The sequence below is a fragment of the Bordetella genomosp. 10 genome, from assembly GCF_002261225.1.
In the GTDB taxonomy this organism is placed as follows: Bacteria; Pseudomonadota; Gammaproteobacteria; order Burkholderiales; family Burkholderiaceae_B; genus Bordetella_C.
Map to the genome: position 1 here is coordinate 512,889 of NZ_NEVM01000002.1, position 21,137 is coordinate 534,025.

Annotated in this window: 19 protein-coding genes; 11 read left to right on the top strand and 8 right to left on the bottom strand. The window is 67.0% G+C overall.

The window, feature by feature from the left end; all coding sequences use genetic code 11:
* Positions 1-12: 12 nt before the first annotated feature.
* Both CAL29_RS11685 and CAL29_RS11690 read right to left on the bottom strand, forming a co-directional pair.
* The gene (locus CAL29_RS11685; protein ID WP_094853201.1) at positions 13-1,023 is read right to left on the bottom strand and encodes a Bug family tripartite tricarboxylate transporter substrate binding protein; all 1,011 of its coding nucleotides are present in this window, start codon (positions 1,021-1,023) and stop codon (positions 13-15) included.
* A 198-nt stretch (positions 1,024-1,221) separates the two neighbouring features.
* The gene (locus CAL29_RS11690) at positions 1,222-2,148 is read right to left on the bottom strand and encodes a LysR family transcriptional regulator (RefSeq protein WP_094853202.1); all 927 of its coding nucleotides are present in this window, start codon (positions 2,146-2,148) and stop codon (positions 1,222-1,224) included.
* Positions 2,149-2,346: 198 nt separating this feature from the next.
* On the opposite strand from CAL29_RS11690, the gene glyA reads away from it, so the two are divergent.
* On the top strand, positions 2,347-3,663 hold the full coding sequence (glyA, locus tag CAL29_RS11695; RefSeq protein ID WP_094853203.1) for a serine hydroxymethyltransferase: 1,317 nt from the start codon (positions 2,347-2,349) through the stop codon (positions 3,661-3,663).
* A 13-nt stretch (positions 3,664-3,676) separates the two neighbouring features.
* A complete protein-coding gene (locus CAL29_RS11700) occupies positions 3,677-5,059 on the top strand; it encodes an L-serine ammonia-lyase (RefSeq protein ID WP_094853204.1) in 1,383 nt (460 codons plus the stop codon).
* A gap of 41 nt (positions 5,060-5,100) precedes the next feature.
* Here CAL29_RS11700 and CAL29_RS11705 read toward each other — a convergent pair whose 3' ends face one another.
* The gene (locus CAL29_RS11705; RefSeq protein WP_094853205.1) at positions 5,101-6,027 is read right to left on the bottom strand and encodes a LysR substrate-binding domain-containing protein; all 927 of its coding nucleotides are present in this window, start codon (positions 6,025-6,027) and stop codon (positions 5,101-5,103) included.
* Positions 6,028-6,140: 113 nt separating this feature from the next.
* Between CAL29_RS11705 and CAL29_RS11710 the strand changes: the two genes are divergently transcribed.
* The 4 genes from CAL29_RS11710 to CAL29_RS11725 all read left to right on the top strand — a co-directional run bounded on the left by CAL29_RS11710 (position 6,141) and on the right by CAL29_RS11725 (position 10,111).
* Positions 6,141-6,527: a carboxymuconolactone decarboxylase family protein gene (locus CAL29_RS11710; RefSeq protein ID WP_094853206.1), complete on the top strand. Its 387-nt coding sequence runs from the start codon at positions 6,141-6,143 to the stop codon at positions 6,525-6,527.
* A gap of 31 nt (positions 6,528-6,558) precedes the next feature.
* Positions 6,559-8,055 (top strand): aldehyde dehydrogenase family protein, encoded by a 1,497-nt coding sequence (locus tag CAL29_RS11715; RefSeq protein WP_094853207.1) that lies wholly within the window; start codon positions 6,559-6,561, stop codon positions 8,053-8,055.
* Between the two features lie 47 nt (positions 8,056-8,102).
* The gene (locus tag CAL29_RS11720; RefSeq protein WP_256977390.1) at positions 8,103-8,978 is read left to right on the top strand and encodes an NAD(P)-dependent oxidoreductase; all 876 of its coding nucleotides are present in this window, start codon (positions 8,103-8,105) and stop codon (positions 8,976-8,978) included.
* 188 nt (positions 8,979-9,166) lie between these two features.
* Complete coding sequence (locus CAL29_RS11725; protein WP_256977391.1) at positions 9,167-10,111, top strand: Bug family tripartite tricarboxylate transporter substrate binding protein; 945 nt, start codon at positions 9,167-9,169, stop codon at positions 10,109-10,111.
* 70 nt (positions 10,112-10,181) lie between these two features.
* Here the strand turns inward: CAL29_RS11725 and CAL29_RS11730 are convergent, their stop codons facing one another.
* From CAL29_RS11730 to CAL29_RS11740, 3 genes are all read right to left on the bottom strand, one after another.
* Positions 10,182-11,525: a DUF3100 domain-containing protein gene (locus tag CAL29_RS11730; RefSeq protein ID WP_094853208.1), complete on the bottom strand. Its 1,344-nt coding sequence runs from the start codon at positions 11,523-11,525 to the stop codon at positions 10,182-10,184.
* A gap of 54 nt (positions 11,526-11,579) precedes the next feature.
* Positions 11,580-13,106: an aldehyde dehydrogenase family protein gene (locus CAL29_RS11735; protein ID WP_094853209.1), complete on the bottom strand. Its 1,527-nt coding sequence runs from the start codon at positions 13,104-13,106 to the stop codon at positions 11,580-11,582.
* 66 nt (positions 13,107-13,172) lie between these two features.
* On the bottom strand, positions 13,173-14,039 hold the full coding sequence (locus tag CAL29_RS11740; RefSeq protein WP_094853210.1) for an NAD(P)-dependent oxidoreductase: 867 nt from the start codon (positions 14,037-14,039) through the stop codon (positions 13,173-13,175).
* Between the two features lie 165 nt (positions 14,040-14,204).
* Here CAL29_RS11740 and CAL29_RS11745 point away from each other — a divergent pair, with 165 nt between their 5' ends.
* The 4 genes from CAL29_RS11745 to CAL29_RS11760 all read left to right on the top strand — a co-directional run bounded on the left by CAL29_RS11745 (position 14,205) and on the right by CAL29_RS11760 (position 18,302).
* Positions 14,205-15,149 carry a LysR family transcriptional regulator gene (locus tag CAL29_RS11745; protein ID WP_094853211.1) on the top strand — a complete coding sequence of 315 codons (945 nt, stop codon included), beginning with the start codon at positions 14,205-14,207 and terminating at the stop codon, positions 15,147-15,149.
* Entirely contained in the window at positions 15,146-15,712 is a 567-nt protein-coding gene (locus CAL29_RS11750) for an L-threonylcarbamoyladenylate synthase (RefSeq protein ID WP_094853212.1), read from the top strand. Before CAL29_RS11745 ends, CAL29_RS11750 begins: the two co-directional genes overlap by 4 nt.
* A 166-nt stretch (positions 15,713-15,878) precedes the next feature.
* The gene (locus CAL29_RS11755; protein WP_094853213.1) at positions 15,879-16,880 is read left to right on the top strand and encodes a tripartite tricarboxylate transporter substrate binding protein; all 1,002 of its coding nucleotides are present in this window, start codon (positions 15,879-15,881) and stop codon (positions 16,878-16,880) included.
* Positions 16,881-16,943: 63 nt separating this feature from the next.
* Entirely contained in the window at positions 16,944-18,302 is a 1,359-nt protein-coding gene (locus CAL29_RS11760) for an MmgE/PrpD family protein (protein WP_094853214.1), read from the top strand.
* Here CAL29_RS11760 and CAL29_RS11765 read toward each other — a convergent pair.
* Complete coding sequence (locus CAL29_RS11765; protein ID WP_094853215.1) at positions 18,291-19,256, bottom strand: LysR substrate-binding domain-containing protein; 966 nt, start codon at positions 19,254-19,256, stop codon at positions 18,291-18,293. The two genes, CAL29_RS11760 and CAL29_RS11765, sit on opposite strands and share 12 nt — an antisense overlap.
* A gap of 1 nt (position 19,257) precedes the next feature.
* Positions 19,258-20,070, bottom strand: a complete 813-nt coding sequence (locus CAL29_RS11770) for an IclR family transcriptional regulator (RefSeq protein WP_094853216.1) — start codon at positions 20,068-20,070, stop codon at positions 19,258-19,260.
* A 230-nt stretch (positions 20,071-20,300) separates the two neighbouring features.
* Between CAL29_RS11770 and CAL29_RS11775 the strand changes: the two genes are divergently transcribed.
* Positions 20,301-21,137 (top strand): enoyl-CoA hydratase/isomerase family protein, encoded by an 837-nt coding sequence (locus tag CAL29_RS11775; protein WP_094853217.1) that lies wholly within the window; start codon positions 20,301-20,303, stop codon positions 21,135-21,137.

The following is a 21,137-nucleotide window of genomic DNA, read 5'->3' on the forward strand; positions in this document are numbered from 1 at the left end:
CGGCGGCGCGCTTTACTCGACTTTCACATCGGCCGCCTTGACCGCCTTGCTCCAGTACCGGATTTCGTGCGCCAGGCTGGCGCGCAGCGTGGCTTCAGGGGCATAGTCGATCACCATCCCCTTGTCCACGATGGACGATCGCAGCGCCGGATCGGCGAGCACCTGCTCGAGCGCGGCCGAGATCTTGTCCAGCGCGGCCTGCGGCGTCCCCTTCGGAGCGAATACGCCCATCTGGTTGTCGATCTGCATATCGTCCAGGCCCGCTTGCTTCAGGGTCGGCACGTCGGGCAGCAGGGGGAAGCGGTCCTTGGAGGCCACGGCCAGGAAGCGCAGCTTGCCGGCCTTCACCAGGGCCAGGGAGCCGGTGATGCTGTCGAACATCATGCTGGCGCTATTGGTGATGAGGGCCGGTTGCGCATCGGAGCTGCCCTTGTAGGGAATGTGCGTCAGTTTTATCCCCGTCCTGGCCATGAATACCTCGGCCTCCAGGTGCGACAAGGTACCCAGGCCTTGCGAGGCAAAATTGTAGGCGCCGGGCTTGGCCTTGACGTAGTTCACGAATTCCGCGACGGTCTTGACGGGAAGCACCGCCGGGACCACCAGCGCGTGAGGCGCGTAGCCGATGCGGGCAATCGGCTCGAAGTCCGCCTGCAGGTCCGCGGGCTGGGTACGGTAGACCGCGGCGGCGACGGCCTGGTTGGTATAGGAGGCGAGATACAGGGTATAGCCGTCCGGCCTGGCCTTGGCCGCGGCCATGAGCCCGATCGCGCCGCCCGCGCCCGGCCGATTGTCCACCACGACGGCTTGCTTGAGCAGTGTGCCCAGGCGCTCGGCCAGCGATCGAGCCAGGATGTCGGCGGCGCCGGCCGGCGGATAGGACAGAATGATCTGGATCGGCCGGGCGGGATACGTGTCGGCTCGGGCCCTGGGAGCAAGCGCGAAGGTCAGCAGGGCGATGAGAATGAGCGCGGAGGCGCTGCGCAGGGCTTGGGTGAGTCCTTGTACTCCGAGGCGACGTGGCATGGCGGTTTCCCTTGTGGTGTTTTCGATCGAATCGATGCCGATTCGCCAGGGCCTCCGCCCGTGGGTCAGGGCCCTGTCACGCACATACTAGAAACGGGAAACGATAAATTCCATCGATATATTTTTAAGATATTCGTTAGCCTGGCTGTTGAATCGAGGGTAAATCCCAGTCCACGCAAGTGCGCCGGCGCATGCCGCTCAGGCGGCTGTCTTGCCCGGACTGGCTTGCCGCAAGGCGGCGCCGCGGCGCAGCAGTTCTTCCGTGAATAGCTTTACCGACGGGTGGTTTCTCTCGCCGCTGCGATAGGCGACCGAGATGCTGCGCCGCACTTCGGGCCGGAGCTTGACGGCCTTGATGCCGGGTATCTTCTTGTGCAGGAGCAGGCCCGGCGCAACGGAGACCGAGCAGCCGGCGGCCACCATGGCCGATACCATCTGGAAGCCCGAGCAGGCGGCGTTCAGCCTGGGCTCGAAACCGGTGCGCCTGCAGAGATTCACGATGAAGTCGCCATACGCGCTGGAGGTCGCGTCCAGCGCCCAGGACGCGTTTCGAAGGTCGGTGATCGAGACGCTGTGTTTCGCGGCCAGGGGATGGCCGGCGGGAAGCAGGGCGTACAGCACGTCCTCGGTCAGCGCGACCCGGTCCAGGCCTTCGGGGCGCCCCTCCAGGACGGTCGAGAGGTCATCGACGATCGCGACGTCGACACGCCAGGAGCGCAGCGCGGCCAGTCCGTCGCTGGGCTCCATTTCCTCCAGGACGACGTGCAGGCGCGGAAACAGTTGCACGAGGGCTTTCATCGTCTGCGGCAGGACGACGCAGGCGATGGACGGGAAGGCCGCCACGCGGAGCTCGCCCGCGATTTCCTTGCGCAATTGCGCCATCTCGGACTTCGCTTCGTCCAGCACGACCAGGATGCGTTCGGCATAGCCGACCAGGGCCTGCCCGGCGGGCGCGAGAACGACGCCGCGGCCGCGGCGTTCCGTCAGGGAAACGCCGGCTTCGATTTCCAACTGCGCCACTTGCTGCGACACGGCGGATGGCGACAAGTACAGCGCCTGCGCGGCCGCGGCCATCGTGCCGCAGCGCGATAGCTCCCGCAGCACCTTCAGTCGGCTCAAATCCACGTTCTTCTCCCTGGTCCGGGTCCTGAATGGATAATCTGGCTAATGTATTGATTCAGAAAACGTCAGTAGACCTGATGATATACATCCTCTTAAATGCTGGCTATCGCCAACCGACCACCCACGGGCACAAGCGATGCCGAATCGAGGCATCCGCTTCCATCGCTTGCCGCGCCTGGGACATGTGAAGAGGATGAGGACATGTTGAGCCCCCGACCCTGGGTTCCCGCCGCCGCCGAGGACTATGCGCAGTCGCTTGCCGCGCGCTTCAGCGAGCAGACGCCGGAGCAGAACGAGCGCGACCTCCTGGCCTTCGTCGAGGAAAATCGCGCCATTCACGAGCGGGACTGCTTCAATCTGAATCCGGCCACCAATGCCATCAATCCCAAGGCAGAGGCGCTGCTGGCGAGCGGCGTGGGGTCGCGGCCTTCGCTCGGCTACCCCGGCGACAAGTACGAGATGGGCCTGGAGGGCGTGGAGAAGATCGAGGTGCTGGCGGCCGAGCTGGTGTCCGAAGTGTTCGGCGCCAGGTATGCCGAACTGCGGGTGGCGTCGGGCGCCCTGGCGAATCTGTACGCGTATATGGTCGCGGCCAAGCCCGGCGACACCGTGTTCGTTCCCGGCGCGGCCATCGGCGGCCATTTCAGCCATCATCCCGAAGGCGCGGCCGGGATGTACGGCCTCCAGCCCTACATGATGGCCTTCGACGCCGACCGGTATACGGTCGATGTCAGCCGCCTGCGCGAGGACGCGCATCGGCTCAAGCCCAGGATGATCACCGTGGGAAACAGCCTCAATCTGTTCCCCCATCCCATCCGCGCCGTTCGGGAGATCGCCGACGAGGTCGGCGCGCTGGTGTTGTTCGATGCCGCCCACGTCTGCGGCCTCATCGCGGGCCATGCGTGGCAACAGCCGCTGGAAGAGGGGGCGCATCTGATGACGTTGAGCACCTACAAGAGCCTGGCGGGGCCGGCCGGGGGGCTTATCGTTACCAATGACGAGGCCGTTGCCCGGCGGCTGGATGCCATCGCCTATCCGGGGATGACGGCGAATTTCGATTCCGCCAGGTCGGCGGCGATCGCCATGACCATGCTGGACTGGAAGGTCTACGGCAAGCAGTACGCCGCCAGAATGGTCAGCGCGAGCCAGGCCCTGGCCCAGGCGCTGGTCGGGGAAGGCCTGCCGGTCTTCGCGCGCGACCGCGGCATCACCACGTCGCATCAGTTCGCGATCGAGGCGCATGCCTTTGGCGGGGGGCAGGCGATGGCCAAGCGCTTGCGCTGCGCCAATATCCTGGCTTGCGGCATCGGCTTGCCGCTGGCGCCGGTCGAAGGCGATATGAACGGGCTGCGCATGGGTACGCCGGAACTGGTGCGTTGGGGGATGGAGGACGCGGACATGCCCACGCTGGCGGGATTCATCGCCGACGTGCTGTTCGAACGCAAGCGTCCCGAAGCGCTGGCCGGCGAAGTCAGCGCCTTCCGCCGGCGGTTCGACAAGCTTCATTTCCTTCGTTGATCCGGGGTTCACGGTGGCACTCAGTGTTTTCGACCTCTTCAAGGTCGGCATCGGTCCGTCCAGTTCGCATACGGTAGGACCCATGCGGGCCGCCGTCTTGTTTCTCCGGACTCTGGAATCGTGCGGCGCGGCAGGCGATGTGGCCCGCGTTCGCGCGGAATTGTATGGGTCGCTCGGAGCCACCGGCAAAGGCCATGGCAGCGATACCGCGGTCATGCTTGGGCTCAGCGGATACGAACCCGACACGGTGGACGTGGATCGGATCGCGGACATCGTGGACGGGGTCCGCACTTACAAGCGGATTTCGCTGGGCGGCATTCGGGATATCCCGTTCGATCCCCGCAAGGACATCCTGATGTATCGGCGCGCATTGCCGCTGCATGCCAACGGCATGCGCTTCGTGGCGGAGAACGCCCTGGGCGAGGAACTGCGATCGTCGACCTTCTATTCCGTGGGGGGCGGTTTCGTCGTCAGCGAAACGGTGCTGCGGGACGGGAGCCGGCGCGCGTCGGTGGTGCCCGACGCGAGTGAACTACCGTTGCCTTTTCGTACCGGCGAGCAACTGCTCGGACTGGCGCAGCGCCTGCGAATCAGCATCGCGGAGGTCATGCGCCGCAACGAACGCCATTGGCGGCCCGACGCGGAAACCCGGGCGGGACTGCTCGACATATGGCGGGTCATGCAAGCGTGCGTCGAACGGGGCTGCCGGTCGGAAGGCGTCTTGCCCGGCGGTTTCAGCGTGCGGCGCCGGGCGGCCGCGCTGGCTCGCAAGCTGGCGGCGCGCGATGCGTCCGACGACCCGTTCCTGGCCATGGACTGGGTGAACCTGTTCGCCATGGCGGTGAACGAGGAAAACGCCGCCGGCGGCCGCGTGGTGACCGCGCCCACCAACGGCGCGGCGGGCATCGTGCCGGCGGTGCTGCATTACTACGCCAGGTACGTGCCTGGCGCGGACGACGACGGCATTGTGGATTTTCTCCTGACGGCCGCGGCGGTGGGAATCCTGTATAAGGAAAACGCTTCCATATCCGGCGCCGAAGTCGGTTGCCAGGGCGAGGTCGGCGTCGCATGCTCGATGGCGGCCGCCGGTCTTTGCGCGGTGTTGGGCGGCAGCCCGGCCCAGGTGGAGAATGCCGCGGAGATCGGCATGGAGCATCACCTGGGACTGACTTGCGATCCGGTGGGCGGACTGGTCCAGATTCCCTGCATCGAACGAAACGCGCTGGCCGCCATCAAGGCGATCAACGCGGCGCGCATGGCCTTGAACGGCGACGGCCGGCACCATGTCAGCCTGGACCAGGTCATCAAGACCATGCGGGAAACGGGCGCCGATATGAAGACCAAGTACAAAGAGACGGCGCGCGGCGGGCTTGCCGTGAATATCGTCGAGTGCTGAGCGCGGCATGGCCTGCGGGCATCCCGGCGCCCGCGGCGGCGTCAATCCAGCCTGCGGGGCGCGTGTCCGGCCTTGCCGGACCGTTCCAGGATCAGGTCCGCGAACGCTCGGGCCGCCGGCGCCAGGTCTATCGTGGCGCGTTCGACCAGGCACATATCGGATTCCGGGATGGGTTCGGCGACCTCGATGAGGCTCAGATGCTGGCGCAGGGAAAGTTTTTCCAGGATGATGCGCGGCGCCAGGAATAGGTAGTCCGAACTGGACACCAGGTCCAGCGTATCGAAGAGGGACTCCACGCTGCCCACCATCCTGGGCATGTCCAGGCCATTGCGCGCGAACCAGTCGGCCAGGCGGTTGGTGGGCGTGCCGACGCGGCCGAACGGCCGCGTATTGACCCATTCCGCGTCCCGCAGGTCGTGGATGGACGCGGCCTTGCGCAGAGGATGGTTCTTGCGGCAAATGATGCAGGGTTCGGACTTGGCCAGGTAGGTTCCCCGCAGGTCGCCGGTGTCGGTGCCCGACGACACCAGCGTCAGGGCAAGATCCAGCTTGCCTTCCCGCAGCGAGGACAGCAGCAGGGTGGAGGGACCCGCGCTGATGTGCACCGAGACCCGGGGATGCTGCTTGCGAAAACGCTGCAGCACCGGCGGCAGGAGCCGGCCGAACACTTCGGACGACACGCCGACGTTGATGGCGCCGGACAGTTCGCCCTGGAGGTGCTGGAAGATCTGCTCGGCCCGCGCGCACTCGCCGAGGATGATGCGGGCCCGCGCCAGCAGCTCGCCGCCCTCCGGGGTCAGGGAGATCCCCTTGCCGGAGCGCACGAACAGCCGCGCCCGCAGGCTTTCCTCGAGCCGCTTGATCTGCTGCGTCAGCCCGCTCTGCTCCATGGCCAGATGGCGGGCCGCGGCGCGAATGCTCCCGTGTTCGACGACTTCGACGAAGGCGCGCAGTTGATTCAGCGTCATGGCGAATGGGAGTATATAAAGTAATCGGGATAACAATTTTAGTATCTTGTACCCTCCCTGGTCGATGCCTAGACTTCATTCACGACAGACAAGTCACAAGGACGACCTGAATCATGAGTGAAGACCTTTTCGCGCGCGGTGAGCAGATCCGCACGGAAGTGCTGGGCCCCGAGTACGTGGCCGCCTCGACCGCCGGCACCGACGCCTTCAGCGAGCCGATGCGCGCCTTCGCCATCCGCAATCTGTGGGGCGACGTCTGGGCCCGGCCCGGCCTGGATCGCCGCGCCCGCAGCATCGTCAATCTGGCCATTCTTTCCAGCGCCAACCGGGCGGGGGAATTGAAGACCCACGTTCGCGCGGCCTTGAACAACGGCCTGACGCGCGAGGAAATCGGCGAGATTTTCCTGCAGGTGGCCCTGTATAGCGGCATTCCGGCCGGAAGCGAAGCGACGCGCGTGGCCAGGCAGACGTTCGCCGAAATCGACGCCGCCAATAAATAAGACCAAGACGCTATTTCGGGACGACATGCTCATGATCAACGACGGCATTCCGGCATGCTTTGCGTCATTGCGCGACCGCTACGTCGGCCAGGCGCGGGACGTCGGGTCCTTCATCGCGGGCGTGGCCGTTCCCGGCGAGGGCAGTGAACTGCCGCTGGTGTATCCGGCCGACGGAACCGTGCTGCAGACCTACCGCGACGCCACGCCGGCCATCGTGAAGAAGGCGCTGGCCTCCTGCGAGCAGGGGCAGCGGGCGTGGCGCGACTTGTCGGCCCAGCGGCGCGGCGAATTGCTGGCGGCATTGGCGAGCCTGGTCATGCAGAACGCCGAAGGACTGGCGCTGCTCGAATCGATTTCCTCCGGCAAGGCGATCAAGGGATGCAGGGCGCAACTGGCGGCGGTATCGGAAATCTTCCGCTACTACGCCGGCTGGGCCGACAAGTTCGGCGGCAACGTGATTCCCGTGCCGGGCGGCCAGTTGAACTACACGCTGCGCGAGCCCATCGGCGTGATTCTGCAGATCATGCCGTGGAATTCCCCGCTGTACCTCGCGGCCTGGAATGCGGCGCCGGCGTTGGCCATGGGCAACGCGGTGCTACTCAAGCCCTCCGAACTCACGCCCCTGACCGCGCTGGCCCTGGCCAGACTCGCCATCGAAGCGGGATTGCCCGCGGGAACCTTGAACGTGGTCGGCGGACTGGGCCAGACCATCGGCGACGCCGCCATCGCCGATCCCATCGTCAGGAAAGTGGTTTTCGTCGGCTCGACGCAGACCGGCCGCCGCGTGAGCGCCGCCGCGGCCGCGCGTCCCATTCCCTGCCTGCTGGAGCTGGGCGGAAAGTCCGCCAACATCGTGTTCGAGGACGCCGACCTGGGCGCGGCGGCCAAGGTGGCCGCCATCGCCGCGTTCTCGAACACGGGGCAGAACTGCGTGGCCGGTTCGCGCCTGCTGGTCCAGCGCGGCATCTATGACCAGTTCGTCGACCGCGTCGTGCAGGAGGCGGCCCGGTACCGTATCGGGCCGCCGCTGGACGAAGATTCGGAAAGCGGGCCGATCAACAACGCGGCGCAATATCGCCGGGTCTGGCAGATGATCCGGTTGGGTCTGGACGAAGGGGCGGCGCTGGCCTATGGCGCGGCCGAGGCGCCGCCGCAGGACGGCTTCCTGGTCGGTCCCACGGTCCTGAAGAACGTGCGCAACGACATGCGCATCGCGCGGGAAGAAGTCTTCGGGCCGGTCCTGGTCGCCATTCCCTTTGACGACGAGGCAGACGCGATCACCCAGGCCAACGACAGCGAATTCGGCCTGGGCGGCGCCGTCTGGACGCGCGACGTGGCTCGCGCGCATCGGGTGGCGGCCAGCGTCAGGGCCGGCATCTTCTGGATCAATATGTACCGGGACATGCACGTGGCGACGCCTTTCGGCGGCTACGACAGCAGCGGCCACGGCCGCTCCAGCGGCGTCGAAGCCCTGTACGAGTACACCCAGACGAAAAGCGTCTGGGTGCCTATCGCGAACGGCGCGTAGACGCGCGCCGCAACGAGCCACCTTTTGCATTCGAGAGAAATCGGGTAATGGAATCCATCAAGACTATCGGCATCGTCGGCCTGGGAAATATGGGCCTGGGCATGGCGCTTTCGCTGCAGCGAGCGAACTTCCAGGTGCTGGGCCTGGACAAGAACGGCGCCACCGCGGGCAAGGCGGCGGAAAGCGGCATCACGCTGGCCCGGGACATGGGGCAACTGGTCCGGGAAAGCGACTGCATCGTGCTGTCGCTGCCGACCTCGGCCATCGTCCGGGACGTCGTGGCTGGAGAAGGGGGTATCGCCGGCCTGGCGCAAGGCTCGCTCACCATCGTCGATACGACGACCGCGGATCCCGAGGAAACGCGCGCGTTGGCTGCCGGAATACGCGATCAGGGCCTGATCCTGATCGACGCGCCGGTCAGCGGTGGTCCCGGTGGCGCGCTCCGCGGCGAACTGACCATGTTCGTCGGGGGGGCCGACGAGGACGTCGAGGCGGCGATGCCCGTGTTGAAGGGCATGGGCAAGAACATTTTCCATATCGGCGCCACGGGCGCGGGCAACATCGCGAAGATCGTCAATAACCTGCTCACGGCGGCGCAACTGCTTACCGCCGCGGAAGCGTTCAGGATGGCCAATGCCGCGGGCGTGAAGACGGAGCAATTGATCGAGGCCGTGAACGCGGGCTCCGGGCGCAGCGGCGTGACGCTGTTCAACTATCCGAATCGCATCCTGCCGGGTACCTTCAATTCGGGCTTCACCATGCAGTTGATGCGCAAGGACGTGGCGCTGGCGGCAACCCTGCATGAAAAGCTGGGGGTCGACGTGCCCGTCTCCAAGGTGGTTGCCGAGCTCTGGCGCGACAGTATTTCCGCCCTGGCCGATGGCGAGGACTTCAATCGCATCGTCAACTTCACGCGCGGCTGAAGCTGCCGGGGATCAGCGCGGACCGCGCCGCGTTACGCCGTCCGCGCGACGAATTGCATGACGGCAACATCGCCATCGGGGCGCGATATCGAGCGCGGCCGGTGGAAAGCTATCTGGCGGCTTGGCCAGTTATCCAAGATCCTCAAGGGGAGAAAAAAATGAAGCGCGGTATAAGTAGAGTCGTAAAAATGCTGGCCGGGATCGTGGCCCTGTCGGTCAGCGGCGCGAGCCTCGCGGCGTTTCCGGACCGGCCCGTCAAGCTGGTGGTGCCGTTTCCCGCGGGCGGGCTGGCGGACACGGTGGCCCGCGTCGTGGCGGAACGCCTTGGCGCTGCGCTGGGCCAGACCGTGATCGTGGACTACAAAGCCGGCGCCGCGACCATTGTCGGCGCCGATTCGGTCGCGACGGCGAGTCCCGACGGCTACACCTTGCTGCTCGGTTCGGCGACCACCTTCGCGGTGAATCCCATCATCTACAGGAAGCTGCCCTACGATCCGCTCAAGAGCTTCGAACCCATCGGCATCGTCGGCAGCAATGCCCTGGCGCTGCTGGCCAATCATTCGGTGGCCGCCAATAGCGTCAAGGAGCTGATAGGGGAGATCAAGGCGCAGCCCGACAAGTTCTCCTACGGCTCGCATGGCGCGGGATCCACGGTCCACTTCGCGGCCGAGATGTTGTGGTCGGCGGCCGGCGCCAAGGTATTGCACATTCCCTACAAGGGCAGCGCGCCCGCGCTCACGGACCTGATGGGCGGCCAGATTGCCTTGGCGTTCGATTCCGTGCCCGCGGCGATCGCCGCGGCCAAGGGCGGGCGGGTGAAGATCCTGGCGACCACGGGAAAGCGCCGGGCGGCCTTGCTGCCCAACGTTCCCACCATCGTCGAGAGCGGCTATCCCGTGACCATGGAAGCCTGGTGGGCGGTCGTCGCGCCGCATGGCATCCCGGCCGAGGCAAGGGAGCGCCTGGTCAAGGCATTGAAGGAAACCATGACCGATTCCGGCGTGCACGACAAGCTGGTGGGACTGGCGTTCGATACCCGGTACGGCGCGCCCGCCGAATACGCCAAGCTCATCGAGGAGGATACGGCAAAGCTCGCGCCCATCGCCAAGGCGAACAATATCCACCAGGAATAGAGGCAGGAATAGAAACAGGAACAGATGCCGCGGAAGGGGAGGATGTCCCCTTCCTGGCCGGTGGCCGCCCCTACACCGGACTATGCATGAAGAACTGCGCGATGATCGTGGCGCCGATGAAGGTTCCGCCGTTGGCGGCGAAGGAGACCGCGACGATGCGCCAGCCTAGCCGGCGGAAGGCGGGGACGTCCTTGGCGATCGACAGGCCGGCGAAGGCGAGAATCGGCGTGGAGAGCGCGAGGAAGTTGATCTTGCCGGTGAGGGCGGCGATGTCGTGGGCGCCGGGGAATCCCGGATAGGTCAGGATCATGCCGATGAGCGAGACCCATATCACCGCGGGGAGCTTGCGCGCCGTCAGGCGATAGAGCGCGTAGCCGACGCCGACGACGCCGACGATGATCGCCATGCCGGCGATGGCGGCCGGGTCGGTCGCGGGCACCTTGTAGTTGATCCAGTTGCCGAAGAGCGAGAATACGCCGACGGCGATCCACACGACGATTTGCGCGCCGATGCCCGACTTGGGCAGTTCATGCTCGATGTCCGCGCCGATGTCGGCGGCGTCGATCGACGCTTTCGTGGTGCGGCCGAGGATGGGCTCCAGCACCTTGTACGCCCAGAGCGTAAAGGGCAGTGACAGGAAAAGCGTGAAGTAGGTGCCGATCGTGGTCGTGATGAGGTTGCTGGCCGCGGCGAAGGCGGCGATGTCCTTGGCGACCTCGGGCGGCTGCTGCGCGGCGATGGCGCCCGACGCGGCCGCCATCAGGCTGCCCGATCCGACCCCCGCGCCCATCGCCAGCGCGAGCGGATTGAATATGCCCAGGCTCGTCAGCAGCCCGGCAAGCAGCGCGATGAATACCGCGCCGAACACGGTCCCCGTGAGGTACTCGGCCAGGACGCCCTGGCCCTCGGGCGATTTCATGCCGAAGCGTTCGCCGATGATCGCCAGGCTGGGCTCCCGTCCCACCGAGAACGTCGCGCCGATGGCCTGGCGCTTGATGCCCAGCAGCAGCGCCAGGGGCAGGCCGAATATCATCGTGCCGAAGAAGTGGCCGAATTCCTGGAACAGCAGGCCTGCGCCGGACGCCACGAGCTTCGGAATGGCGCCGCCGACCAGCAGGCCCAGCTTGGCGATGAACAGCAGCAGCACGGGCTGGAGCAGCGACGCCGCCGTGCGCTGCATGTCGCTGTTGATGCGCACGCCGGCCGGCATGCGCTTCGCGTTCAGCCCCAGCACCGCGCCGATGAGGACCGCCCACAATAGCGGCAGCAGCACGATCTCCGTCGACCCCAGCGGGATCGAGACGTTGCCGATGAATTCGGCGATGAGGACGATGACGAAAGCCGCGATGAACAGGCGGGTCTGCTCGCCCATCGATGCGACCCGGACCGGCGGGTAGACGGATTGCGTGGACATGTGATTTCCCCTTGTCTGTTGGTATGAAGTCGGTGCCGCGACGGGCCTTGCGCGTCAGCTATCGACGGCGGGCGCGTAGCCGAAGGGCTGGTTCGGCTGCTCGGCGGTTTCCACCCAGACGCTCTTGACCTGCGTATATTCCTGCAGCGCCTCGATGCCGCTGGAGCGGCCGTAGCCCGAGGCGTCGTATCCGCCGAAGGGCGAGGCCACGTTGATGGTCTTGTACATATTGACCCAGAAGGTGCCCGCCTTGACCTGGGCCGCCACGCGGAACGCGCGCCCGATGTCCCGCGTCCACACCGCGCCGGCCAGCCCGAAGTCGCTGTCGTTGGCGATCGCCACGGCCTCCTCCTCGGTGTCGAACGGAATCGCCACGACCACCGGCCCGAATATCTCGGTGCGCGCCACGGCCATCTGGTTGGTCGCCTTCCCCAGCACGGTCGGCCGCACGTAATAGCCGGGGCCTTCCACCTTGCCGGCCGGGCCGCCGACGATCTCGGCGCCTTCCCTGACGCCGGCGTCGATCATGTCGAGAACGTGGCGATACTGCCTGGCGTTCTGTATCGGACCCACTTCCGTTTCGGCGGCGGTGGGCTCGCCCACGCGCAGGCGGCTGGCGCCCGCGGCGACCATTCCGACGAACTCGTCGTAGATGCGCCGCTGCACCAGCAGGCGCGAACCGGCCACGCAGCTCTGGCCCGCGTTGCCGAAAATGGCGGCCTGCGCGCCTATGCACGCGCGTTCGAGATCCGCATCCTCGAAGACGATATTCGCGGATTTTCCGCCGAGCTCCAGCAGGCAGGGGATGCAGCGCGCCGCGGCGGCCGCGGCGATCTTGCCGCCGGTCGGCACGGAGCCGACGAATACGACCTTCTTCACGGCGGCGTGGCCCAGGGCCGCCTGTCCCGTCGTGTGCCCGAAACCCGCCAGCACGTTGATGACGCCCTTGGGAATACCCGCCCGCTCGGCCAGCGCCGCGACCGCCAGCGAGGACAGCGGCGTCAGTTCGGAGGGCTTGAGCAGCACCGCGTTCCCCATGCAGATCGCCGGCGCGATCTGCCAGCCGCAGGTGTTCAGCGGCGCATTCCACGGCGTGATCTGCAGCACGACGCCATAGGGTTCGCGCCGCGTGTAGTTGAGATGGCCGCTGGGGACGGGGATGACGTTGCCGTACAGCTTGTCGGTCCAGCCGCCGTAGTATTCGAACATCTCGGCCACGCGCAGGGCTTCGCCCCGGCAATCCCGGATGGGCTTGCCCGCCGAGAGCGATTCGAGCCGGGCGAGGGGCTCGATATGGGCGCGCAGCAGCCGTCCCGCTTCCTGCATCAGCCGCCCGCGCTCCGCGTGGCTCAGCGCGGCCCACGCCTTCTGGCCGGCGCGCGCCGCCTCGGCGGCCCGGGTGGCGACCCCGGGGCCCGCATCCGGGTAGCTGGCCAGGCGCTCGCCCGTGGCGGGATTCACGAGCGCGATCTCCTCGCCTTCGCCCTCGACGATCTCGCCGTTGACGTAGGAGCCGATGCGGCCTTCGGGGAAAAACGGAGTGAAAGCGGCGAGCAGCCGATCGCTGATATGGGATTGCATGGGGTTCCTCTGTGAATGCCAGATGCCAAATACTGGATGCCAAATGCTGGATGCTGGATGCGGGCTTCAGCGATTGCCGAGTTCGACGATGCGGTTGAAGTCTTCATCGTCGGCGATGGTCTGCGCGCTCCCGGCCCACAATTCGGCGACCTTGGCCGACAGCGGAAGGTCCAGGCCGAGCGCGCCGATGAGCTCCTGCCCCAGCCGCACGTCCTTGCGCATGAGCTTCATGGTGAAGCCGGAGTCGAATTTCCCGTTCATGATCCAGGTCGGGAAACTGTGTTCGGTGACGAAGCTGCGGCCCGAGCCCGCGTTGATGCCTTGCAGCAGGGCCTCGGTGGGGACGCCGGCGCGCGCCGCCATGCGGGTGATTTCGGCGGCGACGATCAGATGGGAGGCGGTGAAGAGATTGTTGGCGATCTTGGCGACGTGGCCGGCGCCGACGCCGCCCACGTGCACCCGCTTGCCGCTCATGGCTTCGAGCACCGGCATCGCGCGCGCCAGGTCCTCGTCGGAAGCGCCGATGACCATTGCCATCGTGCCCTCGCGCGCGCCCTTGGGGCCGCCGCTGACGGGCGCGTCCATCATGCGCATGCCGGCGGCCTCCAGTTGCGCGGCGAGCCGGCGCGTCGTTTCGGGATGGGAGGTCGACGTGTCGATGACCAGCAGCCCCGGTTTGGCGTTGGCGATGATGCCCCCGGGTCCGGCGACCACCTCGGCGACGATCGCCGCGGTGGGCAGCGAGAGGATGACGATGTCGGCGGCCTGGACCACTTCCCCGATGGTGTCGACCGTTTTCACGCCTTCGGCGGCCACGCTCGCGCGCGCCGCCGCCGACGCGTCGGTTCCGGTCACGGCGAAACCGCCGCGCCCGAGGGTTAGCGCCATGCCGCGGCCCATGTTGCCGAGGCCGATTACGCCGATGCTCTTCATGTCCTTCGCTCTCCGTGGAATGCCTGCGACGGGGTCTTCGCAGGCCTGCGCCGGGTTGGCGCGCGATAAAGTCCCGGCAGAATCCCATGAAGCTGTTCTGACAAAAATATCAATGGCGGTACAATTGCGTTGCTTTTCAGTCAACGCTCATGGGGCCAGGGGCGCATGGAGACGATCGACGATCGCAGGATCCGCTACCTCTACGAGGCGGTAATCGCCGGCTCCGTGCGGGCCGCCGCGGACAAGATGGACATGAATCCCTCGGTGGTCAGCAGGCAGATCGCGCATCTGGAGTCCGAACTCGCGATTTCCCTCATCGAGCGCCATGGGCGGGGCATCCGGCCCACGGAAGCGGGCATGATGCTGGTCGAATACCATCGGCAGCACCGGGCGCACCAGAGCGACCTGGCGACCAAGCTCGGAGAATTGCGCAGGCTGGAGCGCGGGCACATCGATCTGGTGCTGGGCGAGGGATTCGTCAGCGACCTGATGGCCGAGCCCTTGCAGCAGTTCTGGGCCGCGCATCCGGGCCTGACGATCAAGATGAACCTGGCGGGGACCAACGATGTGCTGCGCCAGGTCAGCGAAGACCTCGCGCATATCGGCCTGGTCTACAACCCATCGGTGAGTTCGACTATTCGTTCGCGCGTCGCGGTGCGCCAGCCCATGTGCGCCGTCGTGCCGCCCGGGCATCCGCTCACGCGGCTGGAGCGGCAGCCCCTGTTCAAGCACGTCGCGGAATATCCCCTGGCTCTCATGCATGGTTCCTACGGCACCCGCCAGGTGGTCGCCCTGGCCGAACAGATGGACCGCATCCGGCTCACGCCCAAGCTCGTCACCGACTCCATCACCGTGGTCAAGCGCTTCGTCATCGGCGGCCTCGGGGTCGGATTGCTGCCGGCGTTCTCGGTGTCGCAGGAAATCGATTCGGGCGACGTGCTTGCCCTGGAGATCGACCATCCCTTGCTGGCCGGCGCCGAGGCCCACATCATCACGCGGCTGGGGCGGCAGCTTCCGACCGCCGCCAACCAATTGCTGCTGAGGTTGATCGCCACCATGCGCGCCTTCAAGGACATGAGTTTCCGCAAGACCGGAGGGGACCGGCGATGAGCGTGTTGACCAACGATCCCGCGGATCTGGCCATGCCGCTGCGCGGCGGGCGCATCGTGGCCTATCCGACGGAGGCCGTGTTCGGGCTGGGCTGCGATCCGCATTCGGAGCGCGCCGTCGCGGATCTGGCGGCGCTCAAGCAGCGCAGTCCGGAGCAGGGCTTTCTGCTGATCGGCTCGGATTTCGCGCAGATCGCGCCTTACATCGATATGGGGAAAACCCCCGCCGACGCGCTGGACCGCGCCATGGCGACCTGGCCCGGGCCCTATACCTGGATCTTTCCCGCATCGCCGCATGCGCCGTCGTGGCTCAGGGGCACGCGCGCGGGCGTGGCGCTGCGCGTCACCGGGCATGCGTGGGCCGCGCGCGTGTGCGAGGCTTTCGGCGCGGCCATCGTGTCCACCAGCGCCAACCCGCACGGCTTGCCCCCCGCCAGGACGGCGCGCGAGGCGCAGGCCTATTTTCCAACCGGGCTGGGCGCGATTCTCGACGCGCCGGTCGGCGCGCAAGGGCGGCCGTCGACGATTCGCGACGCGCTGACGGGCGCGATCGCCCGCGCCTAGGCCATGTTTCTTCGGATAGCCCCGGCGGGTTGACCGTTCCCGATCCGCCAACGCATTCCAAATTCTCAAGCCGTTCGACAAATCGGAAATTCCCAAACAGCCGATGGCTGCTCCACCATGGATATCGGTCGCGCAAGACGGCCGCCGATAAATACGGAGGAGATCGATGAAAAAAGCCATAGGCATGGGGGGATTGCTGCGCCGCCTCGCGTTTTGCGGCTGCGCAAGCCTTGCCGCCGTCAGCGCCACGCAGGCCGACGCCGCCCGGAACTACCCCAACCACAGCATACGCATGGTCGTCGCCGGCGCGCCCGGCGGAGCAAGCGATACGATTGCCCGGATTCTTTCGGAAAAAGTGGGCAGCATCCTGGGGCAATCCGTGGTGGTCGAGAACCGGCCTGGGGCGGGCACCATGCTGGCCTCCGAATTCGTCGCCAAGGCGCCGCCGGACGGCTACATCATCCAGTTCATCACGGACAGCCACACCATCAATGGCGCCTTGCGCAAGCACTTGCGCTACGACCCGGTGCGCGATTTCTCCGCGGTGACGCTGCTCGCCACCCAGCCGAATCTCATCATGGTGGCCAAGGACGTCCCCGTCCAGACGCTGGGCGACCTGGTCGCGCTCGCCAAGAAGGAGCCGGGCAAGCTCACCTTCGGTTCCCCCGGCGTCGGCTCCTCCAGCGCCATGGCGGGGGAGCTGTTCAAGGCCGTGACCGGGGCCGACCTGCTGCACGTTCCCTACGTGGGCGGGACGCCGGCGGTGATGGACGCATTGGGCGGCCGGGTGGACGCCTTGTTCCTGCCGGTGATCGACATGGCGCAATACGCGAAGAACGGCCGCCTGCGCGCGCTGGCCATTACCAGCAAGCACCGGTCTCCCCTGGTTCCCGACGTGCCGACGAACGCCGAGGCCGGCGTGCCGGGCGTGGAGGCGGGCGCCTGGTACGGCATCGCCGCGCCCGGCAAGACGCCGGCCTCCGTCATCCAGATCCTGAACCATGCCTTCGTGGCGGCGCTGAAGGATCCGACCGTGCGGGAAAGACTGTTGGCCACCGGTTCGGAAGTGATCGGCAGCACGCCGGATTATTTCGCCCGATACATGGTGGACGACATCGCGCACTGGAAGCATCTGGTGCAGGAAAAACCGAGCCTGGCCATCGATTGACGCGGCCGATTCGCAACCCGTTCCTCACCCCATTTCGCCCCCCATCCGAAGGAAGTTGTCGTCATGAGTCATGGAATCGCCCTGGCCAGGTTCGCGGCTGGTCTGCGTTGGGAGGATGCGCCCGCGCCGCTACAGGACAAGCTGCTCGATCACGTGGTCGATAGCGTCGGCGTGATGTTCGCCGGCATCGACATGCCCGCCTGCATAAGCGCGCGCCTGGCGGCCGCCGAGTGGGGGCAGGGGGAAGACGCGACGATCGTCGGCCTGGCGCAGCGCGCGCCGGCCGCCAGCGCGGCATTCGTCAACGCGCTGCACGGCCGTATCCATACCTATGACGACACCTATGAGCCCGGCACCTTGCATCCGGGCACGCCCGTCGTCGCGGCGTCCATGGCCATGGCCGAGCGCCTCGGCGCCGATGGGCGGCGCTTCCTGGGCGCCGCGCTTGCCGGCTACGAAGTCGCGGCGCGGGTCGCGGCGTCGGTGAGCCCGAGTCATTATGCGTCCGGCTTTCACAATACCGGGACCTGCGGGGTGTTCGGCACGACCGCCGCCGCGGCTCGCCTGCTGGGCCTGGACGGCGACGCCTGCGCGGAGGCCTTGGGCCTGGCCGGCGCCGCCGCCGCAGGGCTGAGGCAGCATCAGATCGACGGCTCGATGTTCGACTCCGCCCTGCATGGCGCGCGCGCCGCGCAGTCGGGCGTGATGCTGGCGCAGGTCCGCGCGCACGGGGCGGGCGGACCGCCGGGGATCCTGGACGGCCAGATGGGATTCTGCGCCGTGATGGCGCCGTCGAGCGATCCCGCCCGGCTGGACGCCGATCTGGGAACGCGCTTCGAATTCGCGCAGATGACGATCAAGCCTTATCCGACGTGCCGCTTCGCCCACGGGCCGACCGAGGCGGCGCTGACCTTGCGCCGCGATTACGGCATCGACCCGGGCGGGATCGCCGGCGTCGAGATCGCCGCCTTTCGCCAGTCCATGGAGGTGTGCGACCGGCCCGTGCTCCACTCGGCCCTGGACGCGACTTTCAGCCACCAGTATTCGGTCGCCCTGGCGCTGGTGCATGGCACGGTGTCGCTGGACATGATCCGCCATCCGCGCACGGCCGGCGCGCTGGTGCACGACCTGCTGCCCCGCGTGAAGGTCCTGCACGATGCCGATCTGGAACGGGACTTTCCCCGCTGCTGGCCGCACCGCGTGACGGTCGTCATGCGCGACGGGCGCCGGTTCTCGATGCGCAGCGACTATCCGCCGGGCAGAGTGTCGCCGGTGCCGTCGTCGTCGGTGGACGCCAAGTTCATGTACAACGCGGCTCCTTATCTGGGCGAGCCGCGCGCGCGCGAGGCGGTCGAGGCCCTGCGCGGGATCGCCGCGGCGTCCGACGTCGGTCCGGTGTTCCGCCTGCTGTCACCTCGTTAGCCGGCCGACCGCATCGGGGACCGCGAGATCGGCGGCAAGGTCCCGGTGCGCCGAAGGGTCGAGCGTCAGGTCGTCGGCAATCCGATCCCGCAGCCATTCTCGAAAGAGGCGCGCGGCGCGCGTCTGGCGGCTGGGCGAGGGCGTGATCAGGTAATGGGCCGAACGCCGGCGCACGGGCTGGCCGAAAGGGCGCAGGAGGACGCCGCTGGCAAGGTCCCTGTGCAGGTGGGGCAGTTGTCCGATGGCGATGCCCAGGCCGTCGATCGCCGCCTGCCACGTCAGCAGGGAGACGCCGAAGGTCATTCTTTCGGTCTCCGCGGCCAGGTGGCCCAGCCCCGTGGCCGTCAGCCAGTCGTCCCAATCCCGCCTGCGATGGCGGGAGACCAGGAGCCGGTGCCCCAGCAGGCCGGAAGGGCGCATGGCGCCATGCACGGCCAGGTAGGCCGGCGAGCAGACGGGCTCCATTTCGTCCTCGAAGAGGACTTCCGCATTGGCCTTGGACCAGTTTTCGCCGCCTTGCACCACGCTGACGTCGACGGGATCGCGATCGTAGTCGGCGTCGACGTCGGGCAGGGCATTGATGACCTGGATCTTTATGGTCGGATACTGCCGTTCGAAATCCGGCAGGCGCGGGATCAGCCATTTGGCGGCGAAGCTCGTGGGCGTGCGGACCCGGACGCTGCTGTCGGATTGGTCCAGCGATTCGCTGGCGCGCGCGATTTCCTCGAAGGCGGGGATGATCTGTTCGGCGTAGGCCGCGCCCAGTTGCGTCAAGGTCATGCCGCGAGGGTCGCGCCGGAACAGCTTTTTCTCCAGATACGATTCCAGCAGGGCGATCTGGCGGCTGACCGCCGATTGCGTGACGTGCAGTTCCTGGGCGGCCGCCTTCAGGTTGCGGGTGCGCGCCACGACCTCGAATGCGCGCAGCGCGTTGAGCGGGGGCGTCCGGCTCATCTCATGCTCCGCCAGGCATGACGGCGGCCAGCAGCGCGGTTTTCGCTTCCTCGCGGAGCGAGAGCAGGGGGGCGGCCAGTTGCTTCTCCGTCGCCGCGATGCCCGCGGTGGTTCTGACGCTGACATTGAGGATGTAGATGGGCCGGTCCGGCAGGACCAGCGGCGTGGCCATCGCGACGACTTCCGGCTGCCACGAGGCCGCGCAATAGCCTTTCTCGTGGACGCTGAGCATGGCGGCGTCGATCTCTTCGCGCAGGGCGTTCCAGTCGGCGGAGCGCCGCCGCCGGAACTGCGCCAGCAGCGCGCGCCGCTGCGCGCCGTCCACGGCCGCGAGATAGGCCCGGCCCAGGGAAGTGAGCTCCATGGGCACGCGCTGGCCGGCGACGACGCTGCGCAGCGCCACCTTGCGGTTGAAGCGAAACGATTCCAGATAGACCATTTCCTCGCGGTCCGCGCTCGCCAGCCCGACGTTGATGCGCATTTTCTCTGCCAGGGTCCGCATCAGCGGGGCGACCGCGCCCAGCACGGGCGAGCCGGCGCGCATCGCGTGCGCCAGGCTCAATACCGGCGTGGCCAGCCGGTAGGTGCGCCGGCTCCGGTCGTGCTCCAGCAACCCGCATTCGACCAGCGTCTGCGTAAGGCGGCTGACCGTGGCGCGCGAAAGCCCGGTGCGCTCCGCGATCTCCCCGTTGCCCAGTTGGTCGGCGCCCGGGCGGAAGGCGCGCAGGATCTCCACGCCCCGCACCAGCGAGCGGTTGACGACGGGGTCTTCGTAGTGCTGCCGGCGTGGCGTTTTGGACGGGGTAGGGGGCATGGCGGCCGCGACAGGGGAACGTGGTGCAGCTTAGCAGCGTGACGTGATGCAGCTTAGCACCGTTTTTCCATCTGTTGGAATTCGGGGGGTACGCATTCCGGTGCCGGCACCTACACTACCCGGTCAAGGGAAAGAAGGGGCGCTTCGCCACGGACGCCTTTTCCTTCAAGCAGAACGACACCGAAAAACGACCCCGCCGCCGGCTGCGTCGATCCAGGGATATACGGGACATGACCACGAGTTTGATCGAACTGAGCGTTACCGATGGCATTGCCACTTTGCTGCTCAACCGCCCCGACAAGCGCAACGCCATGAGCGACGACATGCGCACGGCGTTCATCCAGGCGCTGGAGCGCATCAGCGCCGACAAGGCCATCCGCGCCCTGGTGCTCAGCGGCAACGGCAAGGGCTTCTGCGCTGGCGGGGACGTCTCCGGCATGGAGCGGCGCATGAGCGCGCCGGCCGGCGAAATCGCCTTCAACGGCTGGCACCGCCAGCAGCGCGTCCACTATGCGCAGTCGCTGCTGCACACCATGCCCAAGCCGACCATCGCCGCCGTGAACGGGGCGGCCTCCGGCCTGGGCGCCGACACCGCGCTGGCCTGCGACTTCATCATCGCCAGCGAGGCCGCCAGCTTCACCTGGTCCTATATCAACCGGGGCATCGTGCCGGATGGCGGCGGCATGTATTTCCTGCCGCGCCGCGTGGGCCTGTCCAAGGCCAAGGAACTGATCTTCACGGGCCGCAAGGTGGAGGCGGAAGAAGCCCTGCGCCTGGGCATTTCGGACCGCAACACGAGCGCGGACAGGCTGCTGGCCGACGCGCAGGCCTGGGCCGCCGAACTGGCCCGGGGCTCGACCACCGCGCTGGCGCTGGGCAAGACCATCATCAACCAGACCTTCGAGATGTCGGCCGAACAGGTGTTCGCGCAAGGCAGCCAGGCGCAGGGCATCTGCTACACGAGCACCGAGCACCGCGAATCGGTGATGGCTTTCCTCGCCAAGGCGGCGGAGAAACATGCCGGGCAGGGCGCCGGCGGCAACGCGCCCGCCGGCGAGAAAGAGTGA